The sequence below is a fragment of the Streptacidiphilus sp. BW17 genome (genome assembly GCF_041262485.1).
Classification (GTDB): Bacteria; Actinomycetota; Actinomycetes; order Streptomycetales; family Streptomycetaceae; genus Streptacidiphilus.
On record NZ_JBGCCR010000001.1, the window covers coordinates 364,968 to 384,461 of the forward strand.

The window sequence follows — 19,494 nt, forward strand, 5'->3', positions numbered from 1 at the left end:
CCTGCGTCACCCTTCGGCTTGCCGGTAGACGATGGTGGTGCTGCCCACGACGATCCGTGAGCCGTCCCGGAGCGTAGCGCGGGTGGTGTGCTGGCCGTCGACCACGATGCCGTTGGTCGAGCCGAGGTCGAGCACCATCGACGGGTTTCCGATGCGGATTTCCGCGTGCTTGCGGGAGACGCCCGGGTCGTCGACGCGGAGGTCGGCCTCGGTGCTGCGGCCGAGCACCACGACGGGACGGTCGAGCTGGTGGCGCTGGCCGTTCATCTCCAGCCAGCGGCGCGGCGTGGCGCCGGAGCCGGGCGCGGCGGGGCCGCCCATGCCGACCGTCGGCGGGTGCGCCGGAGGCGGGCCGGGGTAGCGGGCGTCGTCCTGGCCGCCCGGGCCGCCGGAGTTGCCGAAATCACTTCGGCCGCCGGGACCACCGGCACCGGGAGGACCGGCCAGCGGGTTGACGGCGGGGAAGGCGGGCGCGGTCGGCGGCAGCGGCGGTTCCTCGCTGCGCTGGGGCGGCTGCGCGGGACGCTGCGGCTGCGGTGGCTGCCAGCTCTGGGCCTGCTGGCCGCCGTAGGGCGCGGGCGGAGCCGGGCGGTAGCCCTGCTGCGCCTGGTGCCCCTGGGCGGCGTCGGGAGCGGCCTCGATCCGGCTGCGCACGCGGTAGAGGCCGGTGTCCAGGTCCTCGGCCCGCTCCAACTGGACCTGGAGCGGGCCCATGAAGGAGTAGCGCTGCGCCTGTGCGTACTCGCGGACCATGCCGGCGAGCTCGCTCCCGAGCTGCCCGGAGTACGGGCTCAGACGCTCGTGGTCGTGCGGGCTCAGCTCGACGATGAAGTCGTTGGGCACCACGGTGCGGTCCCGGTTCCAGATGCTGGCGTTGTTGTCGCACTCGCGCTGGAGCGCTCCTGCGATCTCGACGGGCTGCACCTCGGACTTGAACACCTTGGCGAAGGCGCCGTTGACGAAGCCCTCGAGTCGCTGCTCGAACTTCTTCAGGGCTCCCACGGGGCACCCCCTTCCCTCGGGTGTCGTCGTCCCGCCCACCGTGTCGCTTCACTGCGGCGGCGTGCGGGCGGCTGCTGCTTGTCTGCCTTACTGATCGTATCTACGCCCGGGGCGCACGTGTGGTTCCTCGCTCTTCCGGCCCACAGCAGGATGCCAGTGGACTGGTACCCCTCGCCGGTAGGGGGCATCCGCGTCTCACTCGTTCGGCCGGGCCTGGTTGCGGTCTCCGGCCAGGTGGCGGGCGGGTGAAGCGAGTGTGAGCGGACCCCCTCCGACGTGCTACTGTTCTTCTCGTCGGAAGGCGACACCGCAGAAAACGCGGAGCGGAAACAACCGGGAAAAGCCGGTTTGGAAGCTCCGGGAGACCTTCGGTAGAGTCGAAGACATCACCCAGATGCGCGGGTGGCGGAATAGGCAGACGCGCTGGATTCAGGTTCCAGTGCCCGAAAGGGCGTGGGGGTTCAACTCCCCCCTCGCGCACCATGAGAGTGGGCCTTGATCGTGACGGAAGTCACAATCAAGGCCCATTTTCCTTTTCCCTGTTCTGTAATTCCGAGGCTGATCGGGGGCTGATCCGGGCTGATTCGGGACTACTCCGCCTCGTCGGTTCTGCCGTTCCGCAGCAGCTCTGCCGCGTGGTCCGGCACATAGTGCTGCTCGTCACGCGGCGGGCGGACGTAGCCGGTGGGCCCCGGGCGGTCGGGGAACGCGATGGTGCGCGCGGGCTGCTCGGCGTAGGGGACGGCCGAGAGCAGGTGGGCGATCATGTTCAGCCGTGCGCGCTTCTTGTCCTCGCTCTCGACCACGTGCCAGCGGGCCTCGGGGATGTCGGTGTGGACGAGCATCTCGTCCTTGGCCCGGGAGTAGTCCTCCCAGCGGGTGATCGACTCCAGGTCCATCGGCGAGAGCTTCCAGCGCCGCATCGGGTCGTCCCGGCGGGCCCGGAAGCGGCGTTCCTGCTCGCGGTCGCTGACGGAGAACCAGTACTTGAGCAGGATGATCCCGTCCTCGACCAGCATCCGCTCGAAGATCGGGCACTGGTGCAGGAACCGGTGGTACTCGTCCTGGGTGCAGAAGCCCATGACCCGCTCCACCCCGGCGCGGTTGTACCAGCTGCGGTCGAAGAGGACGATCTTGCCCGCTGCGGGCAGGTGCTCGACGTAGCGCTGGAAGTACCACTGGCCGCGCTCGCGCTCGGTCGGCGCGGGCAGGGCGACGATCTGGGCGATGCGGGGGTTGAGGTACTGGGTGACGCGCTTGATCGCGCCGCCCTTCCCGGCGGCGTCGCGGCCCTCGAAGATGACGACCACTCGGGCGCCGGTGGCCCTGACCCACTCCTGGAGCGTCACCAACTCGGCCTGGAGGCGGAACAGCTCGTCGTCGTAGAGCTTCTTCGGCAGTCTGCCGCCGGCGTCGCGACGCTTCCCGGTCTTGCCCTTCTTCGTCATCGGACCACGATAGGTCCGCGAGATCGTTTCGGCGCGGTGGATCAGCGCTCGGCGTTGTAGCGCTCCAGCAGCACCGCGAAGTGCTCGACGTCGTCGTCGGACCAGTCGGCGAGGCGGCTGAGGAAGGCCTGACGGCGCTGTTCGCCGGCGGCGCGCAGCAGTTCCGCGCCGTGGTCGGAGGGCCGGATGATCTGGCCGCGCTGGTCTTCGGGGTCGGGGCTGCGCTCGACCAGGCCGAGCTTCTCCAGAGTGGCGATCTGGCGGCTGACGGTGGACTTGTCCAGCAGGAAGTGCGTGGCCAAGTCGGTGCCGCGGCAGCCGCCGCACTCGCGCAGGTGGTCCAGGATGGCGTAGCTGACCAGGGTCAGCCCGGGGTGGATCTGCGAGGCCATCGCCCGGGCGCGTCGGGAGAAGGCCGTCAGTTCGCGCTGGATGCTGTCGATGCCCTCGGTACGGGAGCGCGACTGAAGCGGGGTACTCATGGTTGCACTATACAACCAAGACTCGCGCTCCGCACACCGGTCTTCAGGCCCGGACCGGCAGAGGCAACTCGAACCAGACCACCTTGCCGACCGCCTTGCGGCTGGTCCCCCAGCGCGCCGACAGCTGACTGACCAGGCTCAACCCGCGTCCCTCCTCGTCCAGCGGCTCGGAGGGCTCCAGCGACGGCAGGTTGTGGTCGTCGTCGCTGACCTCCACCAACAGTTTGCCCACCCGCATCAGTTGGAGCTCGACGCTGCCCTTGGCGACCCGCAGGGCGTTTGTCACCAGCTCGCTGACCAGCAGTTGGGTCACCTCCGACAGCTCCGTGAGCCCCCAGCGGGTCAGCTGGTCCTGGACCAGGCTCCGGGAGCGGCGCACCTCGCTGGTGTCCAGGCGCAGCGACCAGGAGATCACGTCCTGCGGCGGAATGCCGTCGAACCGGGCGATCAGCAGCGCCAGGTCGTCGCTGCGGTCCTCCGTGTGCAGCCGCTCAAGCACGGTGTCGCAGACCTCTTCCGGGCTGCGCCGCGGGTCGACGATGTCGCCGCAGAGTGCGGCCAGGCCGTCCCCTATGTCGCCGCCGCGCATCTCCACCAGGCCGTCGGTGCAGAGCACCAGCATCGAGCCGTCGGTGACCTTGACCTCGCGCGAGGCGAACGGCACTCCGCCGACGCCGATCGGCGCGCCGGACGGGATCTCCAGCAGTTCACCGCGCCCGTCCGGATGGACCAGCACCGGCGGCACGTGCCCCGCGCTGGCCAGCGTGCAGGTCCGGGCGATCGGGTCGTAGACCGCGTAGAGGCAGGTGGCGAGATGGTCGTCGCCCAGACGCTGCGACAGGTTGTCGAGGTGGCGCAGGATCTGACCCGGCGGCAGGTCGAGCGCGGCCAGCGTCTGCAGCGCGGTGCGGAACCGGCCCATCGCGACGGCGGAGTGGAGACCGTGGCCCATCACGTCGCCGACCACCAACGCGACCCGGCTGCCGGGCAGTTGCACCGCGTCGAACCAGTCTCCGCCGACCTCGGCACGGCGGTCGCCGGGCAGGTAGCGGTGCGCCACCTGGACGCCGGGGATCCGCGGCGGTCGGGTCGGCAGCATGCTGCGCTGGAGGGTGAGGGCGGTGCGCGCCTCCATCCGGTGCAGCCGCGCGTTGTCGATCGAGAGCGCGGCGCGGGCTGCCAGTTCGCGCAGGTAGGAGGCGTCCGCCTCGTCGAAGGCGGGACGGTGGGCGTCCCGCAGCAGCACCAGCACGCCGAGCACCGTGCCGCGCGCGGCCAGCGGCAGCGTCAGCATGGACCGGCCCTCGAAGAGCGCGTCCAGCGCGGGCCCGCCCCGACCCGCCGCGCAGGCCCGGGCGGTGGCCGGGTCGACCCGCGGCACCAGCACCGGCTGGCCGTGGTCCAACGCGTAGCCGGACGGGGTGTCCTCGGCCAGGCTGACCAGGCTCCCCTCGACGACCAGGTGCTTCCACGGCAGCGTGGTGGGCCCGAAGGCGCAGGCGACCCGGCGCAGCGGGGCGGCGTCGTCCGCCCGGTCGCGCGGGGACTCGCTGTCGCTGATCAGCCGGTCGCTCAGCTCCACCGAGGCGAAGTCGGCGATGCCGGGGACCACGACGTCGCAGAGCTCGTGGACCGTCCGGTCCAGGTCGAGCGTGGTGCCGATGCGCGCGCCGACGTCACTGAGCAGGCGCAGCTGGGGGTTGACGGGCTGTTCGCCGTCGTCCGGCTCCGGGGTTTCGCTTCCGGTCAGGCTGACGCTGGGCCGGGAGGGCGGTCCGGTGAACGGGCCGTCGTCCTCGGCGCGTTCGCCGAACTCCGGGGGTTCTGCGAGCTCCGCGGGTTCGGTGGGTTCGGCGCGGGGGCGTGCCTGGGCCGGGACGGCCACGTGGCTGCGCAGCTCGCCGGTGTGCTCGGTCTGTTCGGTGAGGGCGTCTGCGAGAAGACCGTCGTCCTCGACCAGGTCCGCGCGCTCGGGGCGGAGCGGGGCGGGCGTCGTCTTGCTCGCGCCCTTGGCGTTGGTGTTGACGGTGGCGTTGGCGTTCGTCTTCGCCGTGCTCCGCGCCCTCGCGGGGACGGGAGGCTCGTGGTCGGGCACAGGGCTCAACGGCAGCGTCAGGCCGTCCAGCCGCAGCGCCGGTGCGCCCGCCTCGACCAGTTGTGCCAGCAGCGCCCGGCGGCGCTCGTCTGCGGCGCGGGGCAGCAGCGGCAGCAGGCGTCGGACCGTGCGTTCGCACGCATCCTTGCTCCCGCACGGCATGTGGACCGGCTCCGCGCTCAGGGCGCCGCCGCCCGGTCCGCCGGGCATCGCCGCGGTGAACGGCAGCAACTGCTCCCCGACGGCGATCCGCAGCCCCGGGCCGCGCAACTGCCGCGCGTCGGCGGCGAGGACGAGCATGCCGCGTCCGCTCGGCTCGACGGTGCGCCAGGCCCAGCAGTGGATCTTCACCAGCCGTCCGTCACGGTCCGTCACCGCCAACTCGCCCGCCCAGGGCCTGGCCACGCTGACCAGGTCGTCGAGACGGTCGAGCGCGTCGCCCGCCGACGGGCCGGAGAGGGGGAGAAGACCTGTGGTGGTGCGGTCCAGCACGTCGTTGCGGCGGTGCCCGAAGAGCTCCTCCGCGCCGAGGTTCCAGTGGGTGAGCCGACCGTCGGAGTCGACCGTCAGTGCGGCGAGTCGGGCCAGCACGACCACCCCGGGCACACCCTCCTCGGCGCCTGTCGCCTGCTGCGACGCCGCTGCGAAGGTCTCCTCCGTCATCTCACCCTCTCTCTGCGGCTCCGAAGGCTCCATGGGTTCGGGTACCCCAGGCAAGCACGATTCCTGCGGAGCTAACCCGATATTGGAGAACATTTGCCGTGTCCGGTTGTGCGCGCTGGCGCGCACGCCCTAGTGTGCGCCCTTCGTGCCGGAGACGGGGACAGTAGGGTGACGCGACGGATGCCCGCGTCAAAGAACGACCAGTGAGGTTCCTGATGACTACCGACCGTGTCGGCGAGCCGACGTCCCAGGCCCCCGTGCCCTGGACCGACCCGGAGGAGGCCGAACTGGAGGCGCGCGTCGTCCGCGCCGAGGCCGAGTGGGTCGACGCGGAGGTCGCGGTCGAGACTCTCCGGATCGAGCTCGACAACTTCGCGCTGGTGCACCACCAGCGGCTGGGCCCGATGTACGTCCGCCTCGACGAGCTGGACGCGCTGATCGCGGAGGTGCGCGCCGCCCGCAGCGGTGACGCGGAGGACCTGCGCCGCGCGTACGAGGCCCGCAGCGTGCTGGACCCGATGCCGGATCTGGAGGCCTTCTTCAACGGCACGGGGTCGGAGGGTGCGGAAGGCTCGCAGGATGGGGAGCAGCCGGCCGTCGCCATGCCGCAGGCCCCGGATCGCATCCGCCCGGACCGCGAGGCCCAGCGCCTCTTCCGCGACCTGGCCCGCCGCGCGCACCCCGACCTGGCCCAGGACCCGGAGGAGGTCACCCGTCGCGGCGAGTTCATCGCCCGCGTCAACGAGGCCTACGCGGCCGGCGACGTGCTGACGCTGGAGGCGCTGGCCCGCGAGTGGGCCGAGGGCGACCCGTCCGGCGTCCCGGCGTCCGGGACGCCGGAGCGTGCGGGGTGGCTGCGCCAGCGGCTGGACTGGCTGGAGAGCCGACTGCGCAGGCTGGAGCAGCTGCGCGCGGAGCTCGCGGACGGCCCGATGGGCCAACTGCTGATGCTGCTGCCGGACGACCCGGACGCGCTTCTCGAAGTTCTCGCGGAACAGTTGCTGGCGTCGGTGGCCGAGCGGCAGGCGGAGCTGGACGCTCTGCTCCAGTAGCCGGGGCAGCGGGGAAGTTGCACGTACCTCAGGGGCGCGGGGCTCTGCTCATGTGCGGCTCCGCCGCGTGGGCGCGACAATCCCCCTGCCTTCGGCGGGGGGACCCCCACCCCTGCCTTCGGCGGGGGGACCCCCATCTCACGCAGGTAGAGCACCGAATGCGCAGGGCCATCCGCTCATCAGTGGCTTCTCGCGCCGTTCCCCGCGCCCCTGGATGGTGCATGGCCCCCTGCGCACCGAATGTGTGCGTCACAATGGATGGGCCCACTCAGGAGAGCCTCAGGAGATCCGCATGTTCCAGCAGTCCGTCCCCACCGTCGACATCGCCTCCGTCCCGGCGGACGCCGTGCTGTTGGACGTGCGGGAGCAGGACGAGTGGGACGCGGGCCACGCGGAGAGCGCGCTGCACGTCCCGATGAGTGAGTTCGTCGCGCGGATCGGTGAGCTGCCGGAGGCCGAGCCGCTCTACGTCGTGTGCCGGGTCGGCGGGCGGTCCGCGCAGGTCGTGCAGTACCTGGTCCAGCAGGGCCGGAAGGCTGTCAACGTCGACGGCGGGATGCTGGCGTGGGACGCCGCCGGGCGCGGGATCGTCAGCGAGCAGGGTGACGCGTTCGTTCTCTAGTGCCGCGCCCGCCACGCTAGTCAGCCGACCCGGAAGGGTCGAGCCGGGCCGCACGCAGGCCGAGTTGGAAGCGGCTGCTTACCTCCAGACGGCGCATCAGCTCGGTGATCAGGCGGCGCTCGGTGCGGAGCGAGACGCCGAGACGGCGGGCCGCCGCCTCGTCGGTGAGGCCCTGCGCGAGCAGGTCAAGCAGGGCCCGCTCCTCCGGCGTGACCAGGTCGTCGTTCCGCACCGGCACGTCCGCGCCGAAGGGGAGCGCCGCGCGCCAGACGGTCTGGAACAGCTCCCGGAGTCCGGCGACCGCGCCAGGCTCGCGGACCAGGGCCGCGCCACGGCCCGGCTCGGCCGGGTCCGCGGGGACGACGGCGACCTCGCCGTCCAGCAGTTGCAGCCGCAGCGGCAGCACCGGCGCCGTGCGGACTTGCGCGCCGAGGGAGACCAGGTGCTCGGCGTGGGCGCGCTTCGCCGGGTCGTTGACGACGCTGTCCAGGTAGACGGTGCGGACCGTGACTCCGCGCCGCAGCAGACCGTCGACCGTCGGGCCCAGCCGGACGCGCGGCGCCAGGGTCAGCACCTCCCGCCGCGCCTGGGCGGCCAGTTGCTCGACCCGGACCCGGACGGAGTCCGCGCCGAGCACGTACTCGGCCGGTGCGGCCGGGCCGCGCTCCGCGGCGGCGGCCGAGACGTCGGCGACCAACTCCTCGATGGAGTCCCGGGCCTGGGCCAGGTCGCGCTGGTCGCGGGCCGCCTGTGCCTGCCGCTCGGCGAGCAGCGCGTGCAGGGCGGGACCGGGGCTGACCGGGCGCAGCTCCCCGCCGGCCCGGCCCGACCCGCCGGACCAGGAGAGCAGGGACAGCTCCACCAGCCGCTCCACGATCGCGTCGACCTGCGGACGCGGGAGGCCGAGGGCGGTGGGGAGTGCGTCGAGGCGGGTGTCCGGGCGGGTGAGCAGCAGGCGGTAGAGCCGCTCCTGCTCGGGTTCCAGACCCAGCGCGGCGAGACCCGGCGCGGTCGGCATGACGTCCCCCTTCGTCCAGTGCGCGCTACGTTCGGTGGTCAGTCTGCCAACGGAAGGGAACCGCAGGTCGTCGTGGTCCGCAGGGTGAACAGCGGCAGCAGGCGCTGGGCCAGCGGGCCGATCGAGACCGCGTAGGCGACGGTGCCGATGCCGACCGGGCCGCCGAGCAGCCAGCCGCCGCCGAGCGCGCCGAGCTCGATCAGGGTGCGGGTGCCGCGCAGCGAGAGACCGCGGGCGGCGAGCCCGGTCATCAGGCCGTCCCGCGGACCCGCGCCCAGGCCCGCGCCGATGTAGCAGGCGGTGGCCACGCCGTTGAGCAGGATCGACCCGACCAGCAGCGCCACCCGGACCGGCAGCGCGTGCGGAGTCGGGCAGAGGGCCAGCGTCGCGTCGGTGAAGGGGCCGACGAGCAGGCCGTCGAGGATCGTGCCGAGGCCGGGCCGCTGGCGCAGCGGCAGCCAGAGGGCGAGCACCAGCAGGCTGGTGAGCACCGCGGCGGTGCCGACGGAGAGGCCGGTGACCTGGTGCAGGCCCTGGTGCAGCACGGTCCACGGGTCGACCCCGAAGCCCGCGCGGAGCAGCAGCGCGGTGCTCGCGCCGTAGAGGACCAGGCCGATGTTGAGCTGGACCAGCGGCCGGATCTGCCGCCGCAGTCGCGGTCGCGCGCCGGGGGTGGACGGAGTGGACGAGGAGGTCGGGGACGGGGTCGGGGCGAGGGCGGTCTGGCTCATGCTCGTCAGTCTGGTCGGCGCGGGCGGCCGTGCGGGGCCTGTGGGCCTGGCACAAACCGTCCGGGACGGAACATGCCAGCCGTGCTCCGGCCCGGCGGCGCCCTTGTCCTGGGACGGCAGCCGGGGTATCAACGCTGTGGCACGTCAGCTGACGATACGTCAGAAATGAAGCGTCAGAAGCAAAGCGTCAGAGACGGATGGAGGCTGCCGGATGAACGCACTCGTGGACGCGGTGCTGGCGCAGCGCGGCGGGGAGCGGCCCGCGCTGGTCGGGGAGGGGTTCCGGCACTCGCGGGACGCCGTGCTGCGGATGGCCTGCGCCCGCGCCGCGCTGCTCGGCGAGCGGCTGGCGAGGGCGGAGTTCCCGCACGTCGGGCTGCTGCTGGAGAACACCCCCGAGTACGTCTGCTGGCTGCAGGCCGCCGCGCTGGCCGGGGCGACCGTGGTCGGGATCAACCCGACCCGGCGCGGACCGGACCTGCTGCGCGACATCCGGCACACCGACTGCGCGCTGCTGGTCACCGAGCAGCGGCTGCTGCCGCTGCTGGCCGGGCTGGACCTCGGCGGCAGCCACGGCACCGACGGCGGCCACGTCACTGGCGGGAGCCACGGCACTGACGGCGGCCACGTCACCGGTGGCAGCGGCGGTGCCGCCCCGCCCGTCCTCGTCGTCGACGGTCCGGACTTCGCGGCGACGCTGCTCCCCTACGCCGACGCCGAGCCGCCGCGCTCGCTGCCCGCGCCCGACACCCGGCTGCTGCTGACCTTCACCTCCGGCTCGACCGGTGCGCCCAAGGCGGTCATGTGCAGCCAGGGCCGGATCGCCCGCGCGGGCGACAAGCTGCGCGCGCAGTACGGGCTCACCGACGCCGACACCGGATACGCCTGCATGCCGCTCTTCCACGGCAACGCGCTGATGGGCCTGTGGGCGCCGCTGCTGACGGCCGGCGGCGCGATCGCGCTGCGCCGCCGCTTCTCCGCCTCCCACTTCCTGGACGACGTAAGGGAGTTCGGAGCGGGCTACTTCACCTATGTGGGTCGCGCGGTCTCCTATGTGCTGGCCACCGACGAGCGCGCCGACGACGGGGAGAACCCGCTGCGGCTGGGCTTCGGCACCGAGGCGGGCGCGGTCGACGCGCGGCGGTTCGAGCAGCGCTTCGGCTGCCGCCTGGTGGAGGGGTACGGCTCCTCCGAGGGCGGCTGCAACCTGCAGCAGGATCCAGCCGCGCCGCCCGGAGCGGTCGGCAGGAAGGGCTCAGGCCCGAACGACGACCTCGCCGTCGTCGACCCCGAGACCGGCGCGGAGTGCCCGCCGTCCCGCCGCGACGCGGCCGGTCGGCTGCTCAACGGCGACGAGGCGATCGGCGAGCTGGTCAACCGCAACGCCCGTGCGGGCTTCGAGGGTTACTGGCGCAACGAGGAGGCGGGCTCGGCCCGGCTCCGCAACGGCTGGTACTGGACCGGGGACCTGTTCCACCGGGACGCCGACGGTTGGCTCCACTTCGCGGGCCGCAGCGCCGACTGGCTGCGGGTCGACAGCGAGAACCTGGCCGTCGCCGACATCGAGAACATCCTGGCCCGCTGGGACTCGGCCGCGGCCGTCGCCGTCTACGCGGTGCCGGACCCGGTGGCGGGGGACCAGGTGATGGCCGCCGTCGAGCTGCGCCCGGACGCGGCCGGGCGCGCCGCCGTCGATCCGGAGCAGCGGCCGGAGCAGCTGGCCGCCGCGTTCGCCCGGTTCCTCGCCGCGCAGCCCGACCTCGGGACCAAGATGCCGCCGCGCTTCGTCCGCTTCGTGTCCCGGATGCCGGTGACGGCGACCCACAAGACCGCCAAGACCGGCCTGCGCGACGAGCGTTGGGACGCGGTCGGCCCGGATCTGGTGCTCTGGCGGCCCTTCGAGCACTGGGACGCCGACGCCGCCCTCGCCTACCGCCGGTTCGAGCCGTCCGACCGGGAGAAGGTGGCCGCGCTCTTCGCCGAGCACGGACGCGCGGACGTCGTCATGCGAAACCGCGTCGCCCAGAACCGGGTAGCCCAGAACCGGGTAGCCCAGAACCGCGACGCCCAGATCCTCGTCGCAGGAAACTCCGTCGGGCCAAATCAGGTGCCCGAGCAGGGCTGATCGGCAATGATGAGCCCGGACGGGTGAATCCCGCCCCGACGGCCGGATCGTTGGAGAGGCTCACATGACCGACAGCACCGCCGAGACCCAAGCCCAGCAGGCCCATCAGCTCCGCGACGACCGCGTCGAGCTGCGTCCGATCACCATCCCTGCGGCGGCGGACCTGCGGTCCGGCGGCAAGGGCGGCTTCGCCTGGGTCCACGACGGCCCGTTCGGGGGAACCCTGGACGCCTGCGGTGCGCTGCTCAAGGCGGACGCCGCGGGCGTCTACCAGCAGGCCTGGGGTGCCTGGGCGGTGATCCGCCGCGCCGACGGCCTGGCGATCGGTGGCTGCGGCTTCCACGGTGCGCCGCTCGACGGTGTGGTGGAGATCGGCTACGACCTCGCGGCGTCCGCGCGCGGCCAGGGCTTCGCCAGTGCCGCCGCACGCCTGGTCACCGCGTACGCGCTGGCCCACGACGGCGTGGACCTGGTCGTCGCCCACACCGACCCCGCCAACGCCGCCTCCCAGGCCGTGCTGACCCGCGTCGGCTTCGCCCGCGACGGCGCGGACGGCGACCTGTTCCGCTTCGTGCATCCGCGTCGCTGACGCGCACTGGTGGGTGACGCAGGCGGGCGGCTGGGACAACTTCCCTGCCGCCCGCCCGCCGTATGTGTCGTACCGTCCGCTCAGACGAAGCGCAGCAGCCGGGCCGGGGACTCGACCGCGTCGGCCACGAAGCGGAGGAAGCCGCCCGCCGTCGCGCCGTCGCAGACCCGGTGGTCGAAGGTGAACGACAGCTGCACCACGCTGCGCACCACGAGCTCGTCGTCGCCGACCACCCACGGCTTGCGTGCGATCCGGCCCACCCCGAGCATCGCCGCCTCGGGGTGGTTGATGATCGGCGTCGAGCCGTCCACGCCGAAGACGCCGTAGTTGTTGAGGGTGAACGTCCCGCCGGTCAGCTCGGCGGGTGTGAGCGTCCCGGCTCGCGCGGACTCGGTCAGCCGCGCCATCTCCTCGGCCAGGCCCGCCGTGGAGCGCAGCTGCGCGTCGCGGACGACCGGGACGACGAGGCCGCGATCGGTCGAGGCGGCGAAGCCGAGGTGGACCGCGCCGTGCCGTCGCGCGCCGGTGGGCCTGCCGTCCGGGCCTAGCTCGACGCTCGCGTTCAGCGCCGGGTACTGGGCGAGCGCCGCCACGCAGATCCGGGCGAAGAGCGGCAGCACGCCGACGCCGACGGCGGCCTTGGCCTCCAGCAGCGCGGTCGCATCCGCGTCCACCCAGCAGGTGGCGTCCGGGATCTCGCTCCGGCTGCGGGTGAAGCGTTCGGCCGCGACCCGCGTGGCGGCCCGGAAGGCGACGAACTCGCCCTCGGCGGTGGAGGGTTGGAGCGGACCGCTACTCGCCGCCTGCACAGCTTTCTCGACGTCTCCGCGCATGATCAGCCCGTCCCGGCCGGTGCCAACGACGGTGGCCAGGTCCACCCCGCTCTCCCGCGCGAAGCGACGCACGAGCGGGGAGATGACGGCGACCGCACCGGCCTCACGAGTTGGGGCCGGCGTTGCGACAACGACCGGCTGCGCCGGGGCGGTTGCCGCTGCGGTTGTCGCTGCGGTTGTTGCTCCGGGGTGCGCAACCCGCCTGCGGCGCGGACCGGTCGCGTGGCTGGTTCCGTAGCCGACCAGCACGTTGCCGGAGCCGGAGTCCTGCGAGCCGGAGGACGTGCCGGACGCCACGCCGGCCGTCGCCGACTCGCTCACCGCGACGGTGATCAGCGGTGCGCCGACCGGGACTTCGGTGCCCTCCGGCCCGGCCAGCGTGGTGACCACGCCGCCGTACGGGCAGGGCACCTCAACGACCGCCTTGGCCGTCTCCACCTCCGCGATCGGCTGGTCGACGGCGATGACGTCGCCGACCGCGACCAGCCAGCGGACGATCTCGCCGGAGGTGAGGCCCTCGCCGAGGTCGGGCAGGGCGAATTCGCGTACCGAGGCCATGGCCGTCACTGCTCCCACTGGAGTCGGGCCACGGCGTCGAGGATGCGGTCGACGCCGGGGAGGTGGTGCCGTTCCAGCATCGGCGGCGGGTAGGGGATGTCGAAGCCCGTGACCCGTAGCACCGGCGCGGCCAGGTGGTGGAAGCAGCGCTCCATGACGCGCGCCGCGATCTCCGCGCCCATGCCGCCGAAGCCGGAGGCCTCGTGCACGACCACCGCGCGTCCGGTCGCCCGGACCGCCGCGCAGACGGTCTCGTCGTCGAAGGGGACCAGTGAGCGCAGGTCGACCACGGACAGGTCCCAGCCCTCGGCCTTGGCCGCCTCGGCGGCCTCCAAGCAGATGGGCACGGACGGGCCGTAGGTCAGCAGCGTCGCCGAGGTGCCCTGGCGACGGACGATCGCGCGGCCGATCGGCGGGGCCGGCTGCGGGGTGAACTCGTCCTTGGACCAGTAGAGCCGCTTCGGCTCCAGGAAGACGACCGGGTCGTCGGAGGCGATGGACGCCCGCAGCAGCCCGTACGCGTCGCCGACCGTCGCCGGGGTGACCACGTGCAGGCCGGGGGTGTGCGCGTAGTACGCCTCGCTGGAGTCGCTGTGGTGCTCGACGCCGCCGATGCCGCCGCCGTAGGGGACCCGGATGGTGATCGGCAGCGGCATCCTCCCGGCGGTGCGGTTGCGCATCTTGGCGACGTGCGAGACGAGTTGCTCGAACGCCGGGTAGGCGAAGGCGTCGAACTGCATCTCCACGACCGGCCGCAGGCCGTACATGGCCATGCCGACGGCGGTGCCGAGAATGCCGGCCTCGGCCAGCGGGGTGTCCAGGCAGCGCTGTGCGCCGAACTCGGCGGCCAGGCCGTCGGTGATCCGGAAGACCCCGCCGAGCGTGCCGACGTCCTCACCGAGGACGTGCACGTCGGGGTCCTCGCGCAGCGAGTCGCGCAGCGCGGTGTTGAGCGCCTGGGCAAGCGTGGCTGTCGTCATTCTGCTTCGGCCTCCGCGGCGAGTTCCGCTGCCAGGAGGGCCGCCTGTTCGCGCAGTTGGGGGGTGGGTTCGGCGTAGACGTGGGCGAAGAGGGACATCGGGTCCAGCTCCGGGTCGGCGTGGAACTCGGCGCGCATCTCGGCGGCCAGGGCCTCGGCCGCCTCGGTCGCCTCCGCGACGCCCGCGTCGTCGATCAGGCCGTGGTCGCGCAGGTGCTGCTCCAGCATCGCCAGCGGGTCGCGGGCCTGCCAGGCGGAGACCTCGTCCGGGGTGCGGTAGCGGGTCGCGTCGTCGGCGTTGGTGTGCGCCTCCAGGCGGTAGGTGACCGCCTCGACCAGCACCGGGCCGCGGCCGGAGCGGGCGTGCTCGACGGCTTCGCGGAGGACGGTGTGCATCGCGGCCGCGTCGTTGCCGTCGACCAGACGGCCGCTGATGCCGTAGCCGACGGCCTTGTGCGCCAGCGTCGGCGCGGCGGACTGCTTGGCCAGCGGGACGGAGATCGCATAGCCGTTGTTCTGCACCAGGAAGACCACCGGCGCGTTCAGCACGCCCGCGAAGTTGAGCGCCTCGTGGAAGTCTCCCTCGCTGGTGCCGCCGTCGCCGACCATGGTCAGCGCGACCACGTCGTCGCCGCGCAACTGGGCCCCATGGGCGAGCCCGACCGCGTGCGGTGCCTGGGTGGCCAGCGGGGTGGAGAGCGGGGCGACCTTGTGCTCGTACGGGTCGTAGCCGCTGTGGGCGTTGCCGCGCAGCAGGGTCAGCGCATCGAGCGGGCGGACGCCGCGCGAGACGACCGCGAGCGTGTCGCGGTAGCTGGGGAAGAGCCAGTCGGTGGGGCGCAGCGTGGTCGCGGCGGCGATCTGGCAGGCCTCCTGGCCGGTGGAGGCGGGGTAGACGGCGAGGCGGCCCTGCTTGGTCAGGGTGGTGGCCTGCTGGTTGTAGCGGCGGCCCGCGACCAGGCGGCGGTAGAGGTCCCGGAGCAGCTCCGGGTCCAGCTTGGCCGCGGCCTCGGTGCCGAGGATGCGGAACGGCTCGGGATCGGGCAGCAGTGGCGCCGGGTCGCGGCGCGGGCCGTGGGCGTCGGGCGGCCAGACAGAGCCGAGCGGCGCGCCCGAGGGTTGGTCGAGAAGGGTCATCTCGGCACCTCCAGGGGGTGGGGTTGGGGGTGACGCTGGGTTGGCCCGGTGAGGGTGGGGTGGTGCGGGCAGCAGAGGTCCACTCGGGGTACCGGGAGGACCGCGGAGAGGGCGTCTCTCCCTACCGATTGTTCGGTCGAGAGATCGAACTGACTACTCTTGCGCCGCAGAGATGGACAAACGGTTCCATCGGCGCTTCATTGGAATCAGGTCGTCCACCATGGGAGGGCAGGGGGCCATGACCGCTGAACAGATGGCCACGGGGGCGGAGCAGCGTCCGCTGGACCGGATCGACAAGGCGATCCTGCGGCTGTTGCAGCAGGACGGGCGTGCCTCGATCCGCTCGGTCGCCGAGCGGGTGCACGTCTCCCGGGCCAACGCGTACGCGCGGATCGCGCGGATGGTGCAGGACGGGGTGATCCGCGGTTTCACCGCCAGGGTCGACCACGAACGCGCAGGTCAGGGCGCGTCCGCCTACGTCACGCTGAAGGTGGTGCAGAACTCCTGGCGGAGCGTGCGCAGTGCGCTGCTTGAGCTGCCGGGGGTGGAGCACATCGCGCTGGTGGGCGGGGAGTTCGACGTGCTGATGCTGGTGCACACGGTCGACAACCGGGCGCTGCGCGAGCTGGTGCTCAATCGGATCCAGTCGATCCCGGGCGTGCTGGGCACCCAGACGCTGCTGGTCTTCGAGGAGACGGACCGGATACCGGTCATGCCTGAGCTGGACAAGTAGCCCGAGAGCCGCAGGCCGGCTGGACGTTCGGCCTCAGGGCGCGCGCAGGCCGTGGAAGGCGAGCTCGGTGACGGCGTCCACCACGCGGGCGGCGGCACGGTCGTCCGCGTCCGGGCGGTACCACTCGACCAGCGAGTTGATCATGCCGAAGAGCAGGCGGGTGGCCAGCCTCGGCTCCACGTCCGCGCGCAGTTGGCCCTCGGCGACCGCCTCGGCCACCAACTCGGCCACCCGGTGGTCGAACTCGCGGCGGCGCTGCAGTGCCCACTGCTCGGCGGCGGTGTTGCCGCGCACCCGCAGCAGCAGTGTGACGTACGGGAGTTCGGCCAGCAGCACCTCGGTGGTGCGGTGCACCACGTGCTCCAGGCGCGAGATCGCCGTGCCGCTCCGGGCCTCGGGCTCGTCGAGGATGGCGAAGAGGCCGTCCAGGGCGCGGCCCACGGCCAGCCGGAGCAGCTCCTCCTTGCCCTTGACGTGGTGGTAGATCGAGGACTTGGAGATCCCGGCCGCCCGCGACAGGTCCTCCATCGACGTGCCGTCGTAGCCACGCTCGTTGAAGACGCCGACGGTGACGGCGAGCAACGTGTCGACCGTGTAGCTGTCTCGGCGCGTGGGGCGGGAGGTCTCGACCATGGGGTCGAGTATCACATCACCTGCTTGCTCCGTCGCTCCAGCATGGTCACATCACGCCAGCGGCCCTGCGGGGTGCGGCCGATCCGCTCGCGGGTGCCGACCACGCGGAAGCCCGCGGTGGTGTGGAGCGCCAGACTGGCGGTGTTCTCCGGGAAGATCCCGGCCTGCAGCGTCCAGACACCGGCCGCCTCGGTGGACGCGATCAGCGCGTCCAGCAGTGCCCGGCCGACACCGCGTCCGCGCGCGTCGGCACCGACGTAGATGCCGACTTCCAGCACGCCGGCGTAGGCGGGGCGGGAGGAGACTGCGCTGGTCGCGGCCCAGCCGAGGACGGTCGCGGCGGCCTCCGGGCCACCGTCGTCGAGAGCGACCAGGCGGTGGGCGGGGAGCCGGCCGCGGTCGAAGGCCTCCCAGGTCGGCACCTCGGTCTCGAAGGTGGCGTTCCCGGTCTCGATGCCCTGGCGGTAGGCGGCGAGCACCGCGTCCGCGTGCTCGGCCCGCATCGGGGAGATGGCGATCACGGAACCAGGGTAGGGCCGCCGGATGATTGTGGTGCTATAACTGTTATAGACGTACAACTACTTCTGATACTGCTTCAGCTACCACTTCCGGGGGCGAGGGATGGACACAGTGGAACTCTCGTCGAGACGACGACTCCTGGTCCTGGCCATTTGTTGCATGAGCCTGTTCATCGTCGGGCTCGACAGCACGATCGTGAACGTCGCACTGCCGTCCATCGCGCGGGACCTGAACTCCGACGTGTCCGGTCTGCAGTGGGTCGTGGACGCCTATGTGGTCGTGCTGGCGAGCCTGTTGATGCTGGCCGGCTCCACGGGCGACCGGCTCGGTCGGCGACGGGTCTTCCAGACGGGGCTGGTCCTGTTCACCCTGGGATCGCTGGCGTGCAGCCTCGCGCCCAGCCTGAGCTGGCTGATCGCCGCGCGCATGCTGCAGGCGGTCGGCGGCTCGATGCTCAACCCGGTGGCGATGTCGATCATCACCAACACCTTCATCGACGCCAAGGAGCGCGCCCGCGCGATAGGCGTCTGGGGCGCGACGGTCGGCTTCAGCATGGCGCTCGGCCCGGTCGTCGGCGGTCTGCTGGTCGGCACGGTGGGGTGGCAGTCGATCTTCTGGATCAACATCCCGGTCGGCCTGGCGGCGATGGTCCTGGCCGGAGTCTTCATCCCCGAGTCCAAGGCGCCGCGGGCGCGCCGGGTGGACCCGTGGGGGCAGTTGGCCGTCATCGTGCTGCTGGGCTCGCTGACCTACGGCATCATCGAGGGCCCCAAGGCGGGCTGGGGCTCGGCACAGTCGCTCGCCTGCTTCGTCCTGGCGGCGGCAGCGCTGGTGGCGCTGCTGGTCGTCGAGACGCACCGTGAGGAACCGCTGATCGAGCTGCGCTTCTTCCGCAGCGCGCCGTTCGCGGGCGCGACGGTCATCGCCGTCTGCGGCTTCGCGGCGCTCGGCGGCTTCCTCTTCCTCAACACCCTGTTCCTGCAGGACGTTCGCGGCTACAGCGCGCTGGTCGCGGGCCTCTGCACGCTGCCGATGGCCGCCGCCACGGTCGTCTTCGCGCCGGTCAGCGGTCGCGTGGTCGGCTCGCGCGGGCCCCGGCTGCCGCTGATCGTCGCGGGCGTCGCCATGGCCGCGAGCGCGCTGCTGCTGCTCGACCTGCACGCGAGCACGCCGCTGTGGGTGCTGCTGCTGTCCTACCTGCTCTTCGGGATCGGCTTCGGGATGCTGAACGCGCCGATCACCAACACGGCGGTCTCCGGTATGCCGCGTACCCAGGCGGGCGTTGCGGCGGCGGTAGCCTCGACGAGCCGACAGGTGGGCTCGGCGCTGGGCGTCGCGGTGATCGGCTCCGCGGTGACCTCGGCGGTCGTCCAGCCGTTCAAGACCGGCTTCGCCGAGGCCAGTCACATCGGTTGGTGGATCATCCTGGGCTGCGCCGTCGCGGTCCTGGTCCTGGGCCTGGCCACGACGGGCAAGTGGGCACGCGGAACGGCGGAACGGGTCTTCGCCCCGGCGAGGACGGAGCGCGTTGGGGGCACGGTGAGTGTGAAGTGAGCGCGGAACGGGTCTACGCGGTGATGCGGCGGCTGGTCCTGGAGTCGGACGACCGGCGACAGCGGGTCGCTGACGCGCTGGGCATGAGCTTCAGCCGGGCCAAGGCGCTGCGTGCCCTGGCGGGCGGCCCGATGCGGATGAGCGCGCTGGCGGGCGTACTGCTGACGGACAAGCCGTTCACCACGGTGGTCGTCGACGACCTGGAGCGGCGCGGGCTGGTCGCCCGCAGTGCTGATCCCGCGGATCGGCGCTGCCGGGTGGTGGAGCTGACCGCGAGCGGGCGGGTGGCCGCGCGGCAGGCGACGGAGATACTCGAGACCCCGCCGCGCGAGCTTGCGGCGTTGCCGCCGGAAGAGCTCGATGCTCTGGATCGCATCCTGGGGAAGTTGCCCAGCTGAGCGGCGCGCGCGGCGGGAAGTTGCAGCACGCTGGGGGCGCGGGGAACGGCGCGACAAGCCACCCACGTAGGTAGAGCACCGAACGAGCAGGGCCACCCGCGCGTCAGTGGTTTCTCGCGCCGTTCCTCGCGCCCCTGGGTAGTGCAACCACCTGCGGGAGTGTTGGTGACGCGTCGCGCCCGCGCGGCGGAGCCGCATATCAGCAGAGCCTCGCGCCCCTGGAGGTTGCCACCTCCCCACCGCTCAAAAGTGACCGTTCCTCCCGACCGATCATTCGGTTACCGTAGGTGCTGGCAGAGTCGCCCGGACCCACGAGGAGTGCG

The 19,494-nt window shown here is 72.4% G+C and carries 18 protein-coding genes and 1 tRNA gene; 8 read left to right on the forward strand and 11 right to left on the reverse strand.

The genetic code is table 11. The annotated features are described in order from the left end of the window. Positions 1 to 6 precede the first annotated feature (6 nt). Positions 7 to 1,002 (reverse strand): FhaA domain-containing protein, encoded by a 996-nt coding sequence (locus ABH940_RS01620; protein ID WP_370103990.1) that lies wholly within the window; start codon positions 1,000 to 1,002, stop codon positions 7 to 9. Positions 1,003 to 1,398: 396 nt separating this feature from the next. Here ABH940_RS01620 and ABH940_RS01625 point away from each other — a divergent pair. Beyond that, positions 1,399 to 1,485, forward strand: a tRNA-Leu gene (locus tag ABH940_RS01625). Positions 1,486 to 1,592: 107 nt separating this feature from the next. Here ABH940_RS01625 and ppk2 read toward each other — a convergent pair. The 3 genes from ppk2 to ABH940_RS01640 are packed head-to-tail and all read right to left on the reverse strand — an operon-like array spanning position 1,593 to position 5,690. Beyond that, a complete protein-coding gene (ppk2, locus tag ABH940_RS01630; RefSeq protein ID WP_370071123.1) occupies positions 1,593 to 2,450 on the reverse strand; it encodes a polyphosphate kinase 2 in 858 nt (285 codons plus the stop codon). A 41-nt stretch (positions 2,451 to 2,491) separates the two neighbouring features. Continuing rightward, a complete protein-coding gene (locus ABH940_RS01635; RefSeq protein ID WP_370071125.1) occupies positions 2,492 to 2,932 on the reverse strand; it encodes a MarR family winged helix-turn-helix transcriptional regulator in 441 nt (146 codons plus the stop codon). A gap of 43 nt (positions 2,933 to 2,975) precedes the next feature. Beyond that, positions 2,976 to 5,690: a SpoIIE family protein phosphatase gene (locus tag ABH940_RS01640; RefSeq protein WP_370071127.1), complete on the reverse strand. Its 2,715-nt coding sequence runs from the start codon at positions 5,688 to 5,690 to the stop codon at positions 2,976 to 2,978. A 215-nt stretch (positions 5,691 to 5,905) separates the two neighbouring features. Here ABH940_RS01640 and ABH940_RS01645 point away from each other — a divergent pair, with 215 nt between their 5' ends. After that, a complete protein-coding gene (locus ABH940_RS01645) occupies positions 5,906 to 6,742 on the forward strand; it encodes a hypothetical protein (protein ID WP_370103992.1) in 837 nt (278 codons plus the stop codon). Positions 6,743 to 7,034: 292 nt separating this feature from the next. Continuing rightward, entirely contained in the window at positions 7,035 to 7,364 is a 330-nt protein-coding gene (locus tag ABH940_RS01650; RefSeq protein ID WP_370071131.1) for a rhodanese-like domain-containing protein, read from the forward strand. Positions 7,365 to 7,380: 16 nt separating this feature from the next. Here the strand turns inward: ABH940_RS01650 and ABH940_RS01655 are convergent, their stop codons facing one another. Further along, the gene (locus tag ABH940_RS01655) at positions 7,381 to 8,382 is read right to left on the reverse strand and encodes a LuxR C-terminal-related transcriptional regulator (protein WP_370103994.1); all 1,002 of its coding nucleotides are present in this window, start codon (positions 8,380 to 8,382) and stop codon (positions 7,381 to 7,383) included. A gap of 38 nt (positions 8,383 to 8,420) precedes the next feature. Beyond that, positions 8,421 to 9,113, reverse strand: a complete 693-nt coding sequence (locus ABH940_RS01660; protein WP_370103996.1) for a YitT family protein — start codon at positions 9,111 to 9,113, stop codon at positions 8,421 to 8,423. Between the two features lie 211 nt (positions 9,114 to 9,324). Here ABH940_RS01660 and ABH940_RS01665 point away from each other — a divergent pair, with 211 nt between their 5' ends. Together ABH940_RS01665 and ABH940_RS01670 are read left to right on the forward strand one after the other, a co-directional pair. Then, positions 9,325 to 11,238 (forward strand): AMP-binding protein, encoded by a 1,914-nt coding sequence (locus tag ABH940_RS01665; protein WP_370103997.1) that lies wholly within the window; start codon positions 9,325 to 9,327, stop codon positions 11,236 to 11,238. 64 nt (positions 11,239 to 11,302) lie between these two features. Then, positions 11,303 to 11,827, forward strand: coding sequence for a GNAT family N-acetyltransferase (locus ABH940_RS01670; RefSeq protein WP_370071139.1), 525 nt, complete (start codon positions 11,303 to 11,305; stop codon positions 11,825 to 11,827). Positions 11,828 to 11,907: 80 nt separating this feature from the next. Here the strand turns inward: ABH940_RS01670 and ABH940_RS01675 are convergent, their stop codons facing one another. Genes ABH940_RS01675 through pdhA form a run of 3 tightly spaced genes read right to left on the reverse strand, consistent with a single transcriptional unit; the run spans position 11,908 to position 15,334 of the window. Continuing rightward, on the reverse strand, positions 11,908 to 13,218 hold the full coding sequence (locus ABH940_RS01675; RefSeq protein ID WP_370071141.1) for a dihydrolipoamide acetyltransferase family protein: 1,311 nt from the start codon (positions 13,216 to 13,218) through the stop codon (positions 11,908 to 11,910). 5 nt (positions 13,219 to 13,223) lie between these two features. Further along, positions 13,224 to 14,198 carry an alpha-ketoacid dehydrogenase subunit beta gene (locus ABH940_RS01680; protein WP_370071143.1) on the reverse strand — a complete coding sequence of 325 codons (975 nt, stop codon included), beginning with the start codon at positions 14,196 to 14,198 and terminating at the stop codon, positions 13,224 to 13,226. Next, a complete protein-coding gene (gene pdhA / locus ABH940_RS01685; RefSeq protein ID WP_370071145.1) occupies positions 14,195 to 15,334 on the reverse strand; it encodes a pyruvate dehydrogenase (acetyl-transferring) E1 component subunit alpha in 1,140 nt (379 codons plus the stop codon). Before pdhA ends, ABH940_RS01680 begins: the two co-directional genes overlap by 4 nt. 238 nt (positions 15,335 to 15,572) lie before the next feature. Between pdhA and ABH940_RS01690 the strand changes: the two genes are divergently transcribed. After that, a complete protein-coding gene (locus ABH940_RS01690; protein WP_370071147.1) occupies positions 15,573 to 16,067 on the forward strand; it encodes an Lrp/AsnC family transcriptional regulator in 495 nt (164 codons plus the stop codon). Positions 16,068 to 16,100: 33 nt separating this feature from the next. On the opposite strand, the gene ABH940_RS01695 is transcribed toward ABH940_RS01690, so the two are convergent. Together ABH940_RS01695 and ABH940_RS01700 are read right to left on the reverse strand one after the other, a co-directional pair. Next, on the reverse strand, positions 16,101 to 16,700 hold the full coding sequence (locus tag ABH940_RS01695; RefSeq protein WP_370071149.1) for a TetR/AcrR family transcriptional regulator: 600 nt from the start codon (positions 16,698 to 16,700) through the stop codon (positions 16,101 to 16,103). Between the two features lie 11 nt (positions 16,701 to 16,711). Continuing rightward, positions 16,712 to 17,203, reverse strand: a complete 492-nt coding sequence (locus tag ABH940_RS01700) for an N-acetyltransferase family protein (protein WP_370071252.1) — start codon at positions 17,201 to 17,203, stop codon at positions 16,712 to 16,714. Positions 17,204 to 17,321: 118 nt separating this feature from the next. On the opposite strand from ABH940_RS01700, the gene ABH940_RS01705 reads away from it, so the two are divergent. Beyond that, entirely contained in the window at positions 17,322 to 18,773 is a 1,452-nt protein-coding gene (locus tag ABH940_RS01705) for an MFS transporter (RefSeq protein ID WP_370071151.1), read from the forward strand. Beyond that, positions 18,770 to 19,171: a MarR family winged helix-turn-helix transcriptional regulator gene (locus tag ABH940_RS01710; RefSeq protein WP_370071154.1), complete on the forward strand. Its 402-nt coding sequence runs from the start codon at positions 18,770 to 18,772 to the stop codon at positions 19,169 to 19,171. Before ABH940_RS01705 ends, ABH940_RS01710 begins: the two co-directional genes overlap by 4 nt. The last annotated feature ends 323 nt before the right edge of the window (positions 19,172 to 19,494 follow it).

What these genes read in the sequence shown, in the direction of transcription:
- ppk2 (WP_370071123.1), bottom strand. Translation starts at nt 2,450, where the DNA reads ATGACGAAGAAGGGCAAGACCGGGAAGCGTCGCGACGCCGGCGGCAGA.
- ABH940_RS01635 (WP_370071125.1), bottom strand. Translation starts at nt 2,932, where the DNA reads ATGAGTACCCCGCTTCAGTCGCGCTCCCGTACCGAGGGCATCGACAGC.
- ABH940_RS01640 (WP_370071127.1), bottom strand. Translation starts at nt 5,690, where the DNA reads ATGACGGAGGAGACCTTCGCAGCGGCGTCGCAGCAGGCGACAGGCGCC.
- ABH940_RS01645 (WP_370103992.1), top strand. Translation starts at nt 5,906, where the DNA reads ATGACTACCGACCGTGTCGGCGAGCCGACGTCCCAGGCCCCCGTGCCC.
- ABH940_RS01650 (WP_370071131.1), top strand. Translation starts at nt 7,035, where the DNA reads ATGTTCCAGCAGTCCGTCCCCACCGTCGACATCGCCTCCGTCCCGGCG.
- ABH940_RS01655 (WP_370103994.1), bottom strand. Translation starts at nt 8,382, where the DNA reads ATGCCGACCGCGCCGGGTCTCGCCGCGCTGGGTCTGGAACCCGAGCAG.
- ABH940_RS01660 (WP_370103996.1), bottom strand. Translation starts at nt 9,113, where the DNA reads ATGAGCCAGACCGCCCTCGCCCCGACCCCGTCCCCGACCTCCTCGTCC.
- ABH940_RS01665 (WP_370103997.1), top strand. Translation starts at nt 9,325, where the DNA reads ATGAACGCACTCGTGGACGCGGTGCTGGCGCAGCGCGGCGGGGAGCGG.
- ABH940_RS01670 (WP_370071139.1), top strand. Translation starts at nt 11,303, where the DNA reads ATGACCGACAGCACCGCCGAGACCCAAGCCCAGCAGGCCCATCAGCTC.
- ABH940_RS01675 (WP_370071141.1), bottom strand. Translation starts at nt 13,218, where the DNA reads ATGGCCTCGGTACGCGAATTCGCCCTGCCCGACCTCGGCGAGGGCCTC.
- ABH940_RS01680 (WP_370071143.1), bottom strand. Translation starts at nt 14,198, where the DNA reads ATGACGACAGCCACGCTTGCCCAGGCGCTCAACACCGCGCTGCGCGAC.
- pdhA (WP_370071145.1), bottom strand. Translation starts at nt 15,334, where the DNA reads ATGACCCTTCTCGACCAACCCTCGGGCGCGCCGCTCGGCTCTGTCTGG.
- ABH940_RS01690 (WP_370071147.1), top strand. Translation starts at nt 15,573, where the DNA reads ATGACCGCTGAACAGATGGCCACGGGGGCGGAGCAGCGTCCGCTGGAC.
- ABH940_RS01695 (WP_370071149.1), bottom strand. Translation starts at nt 16,700, where the DNA reads ATGGTCGAGACCTCCCGCCCCACGCGCCGAGACAGCTACACGGTCGAC.
- ABH940_RS01700 (WP_370071252.1), bottom strand. Translation starts at nt 17,203, where the DNA reads ATGCGGGCCGAGCACGCGGACGCGGTGCTCGCCGCCTACCGCCAGGGC.
- ABH940_RS01705 (WP_370071151.1), top strand. Translation starts at nt 17,322, where the DNA reads ATGGACACAGTGGAACTCTCGTCGAGACGACGACTCCTGGTCCTGGCC.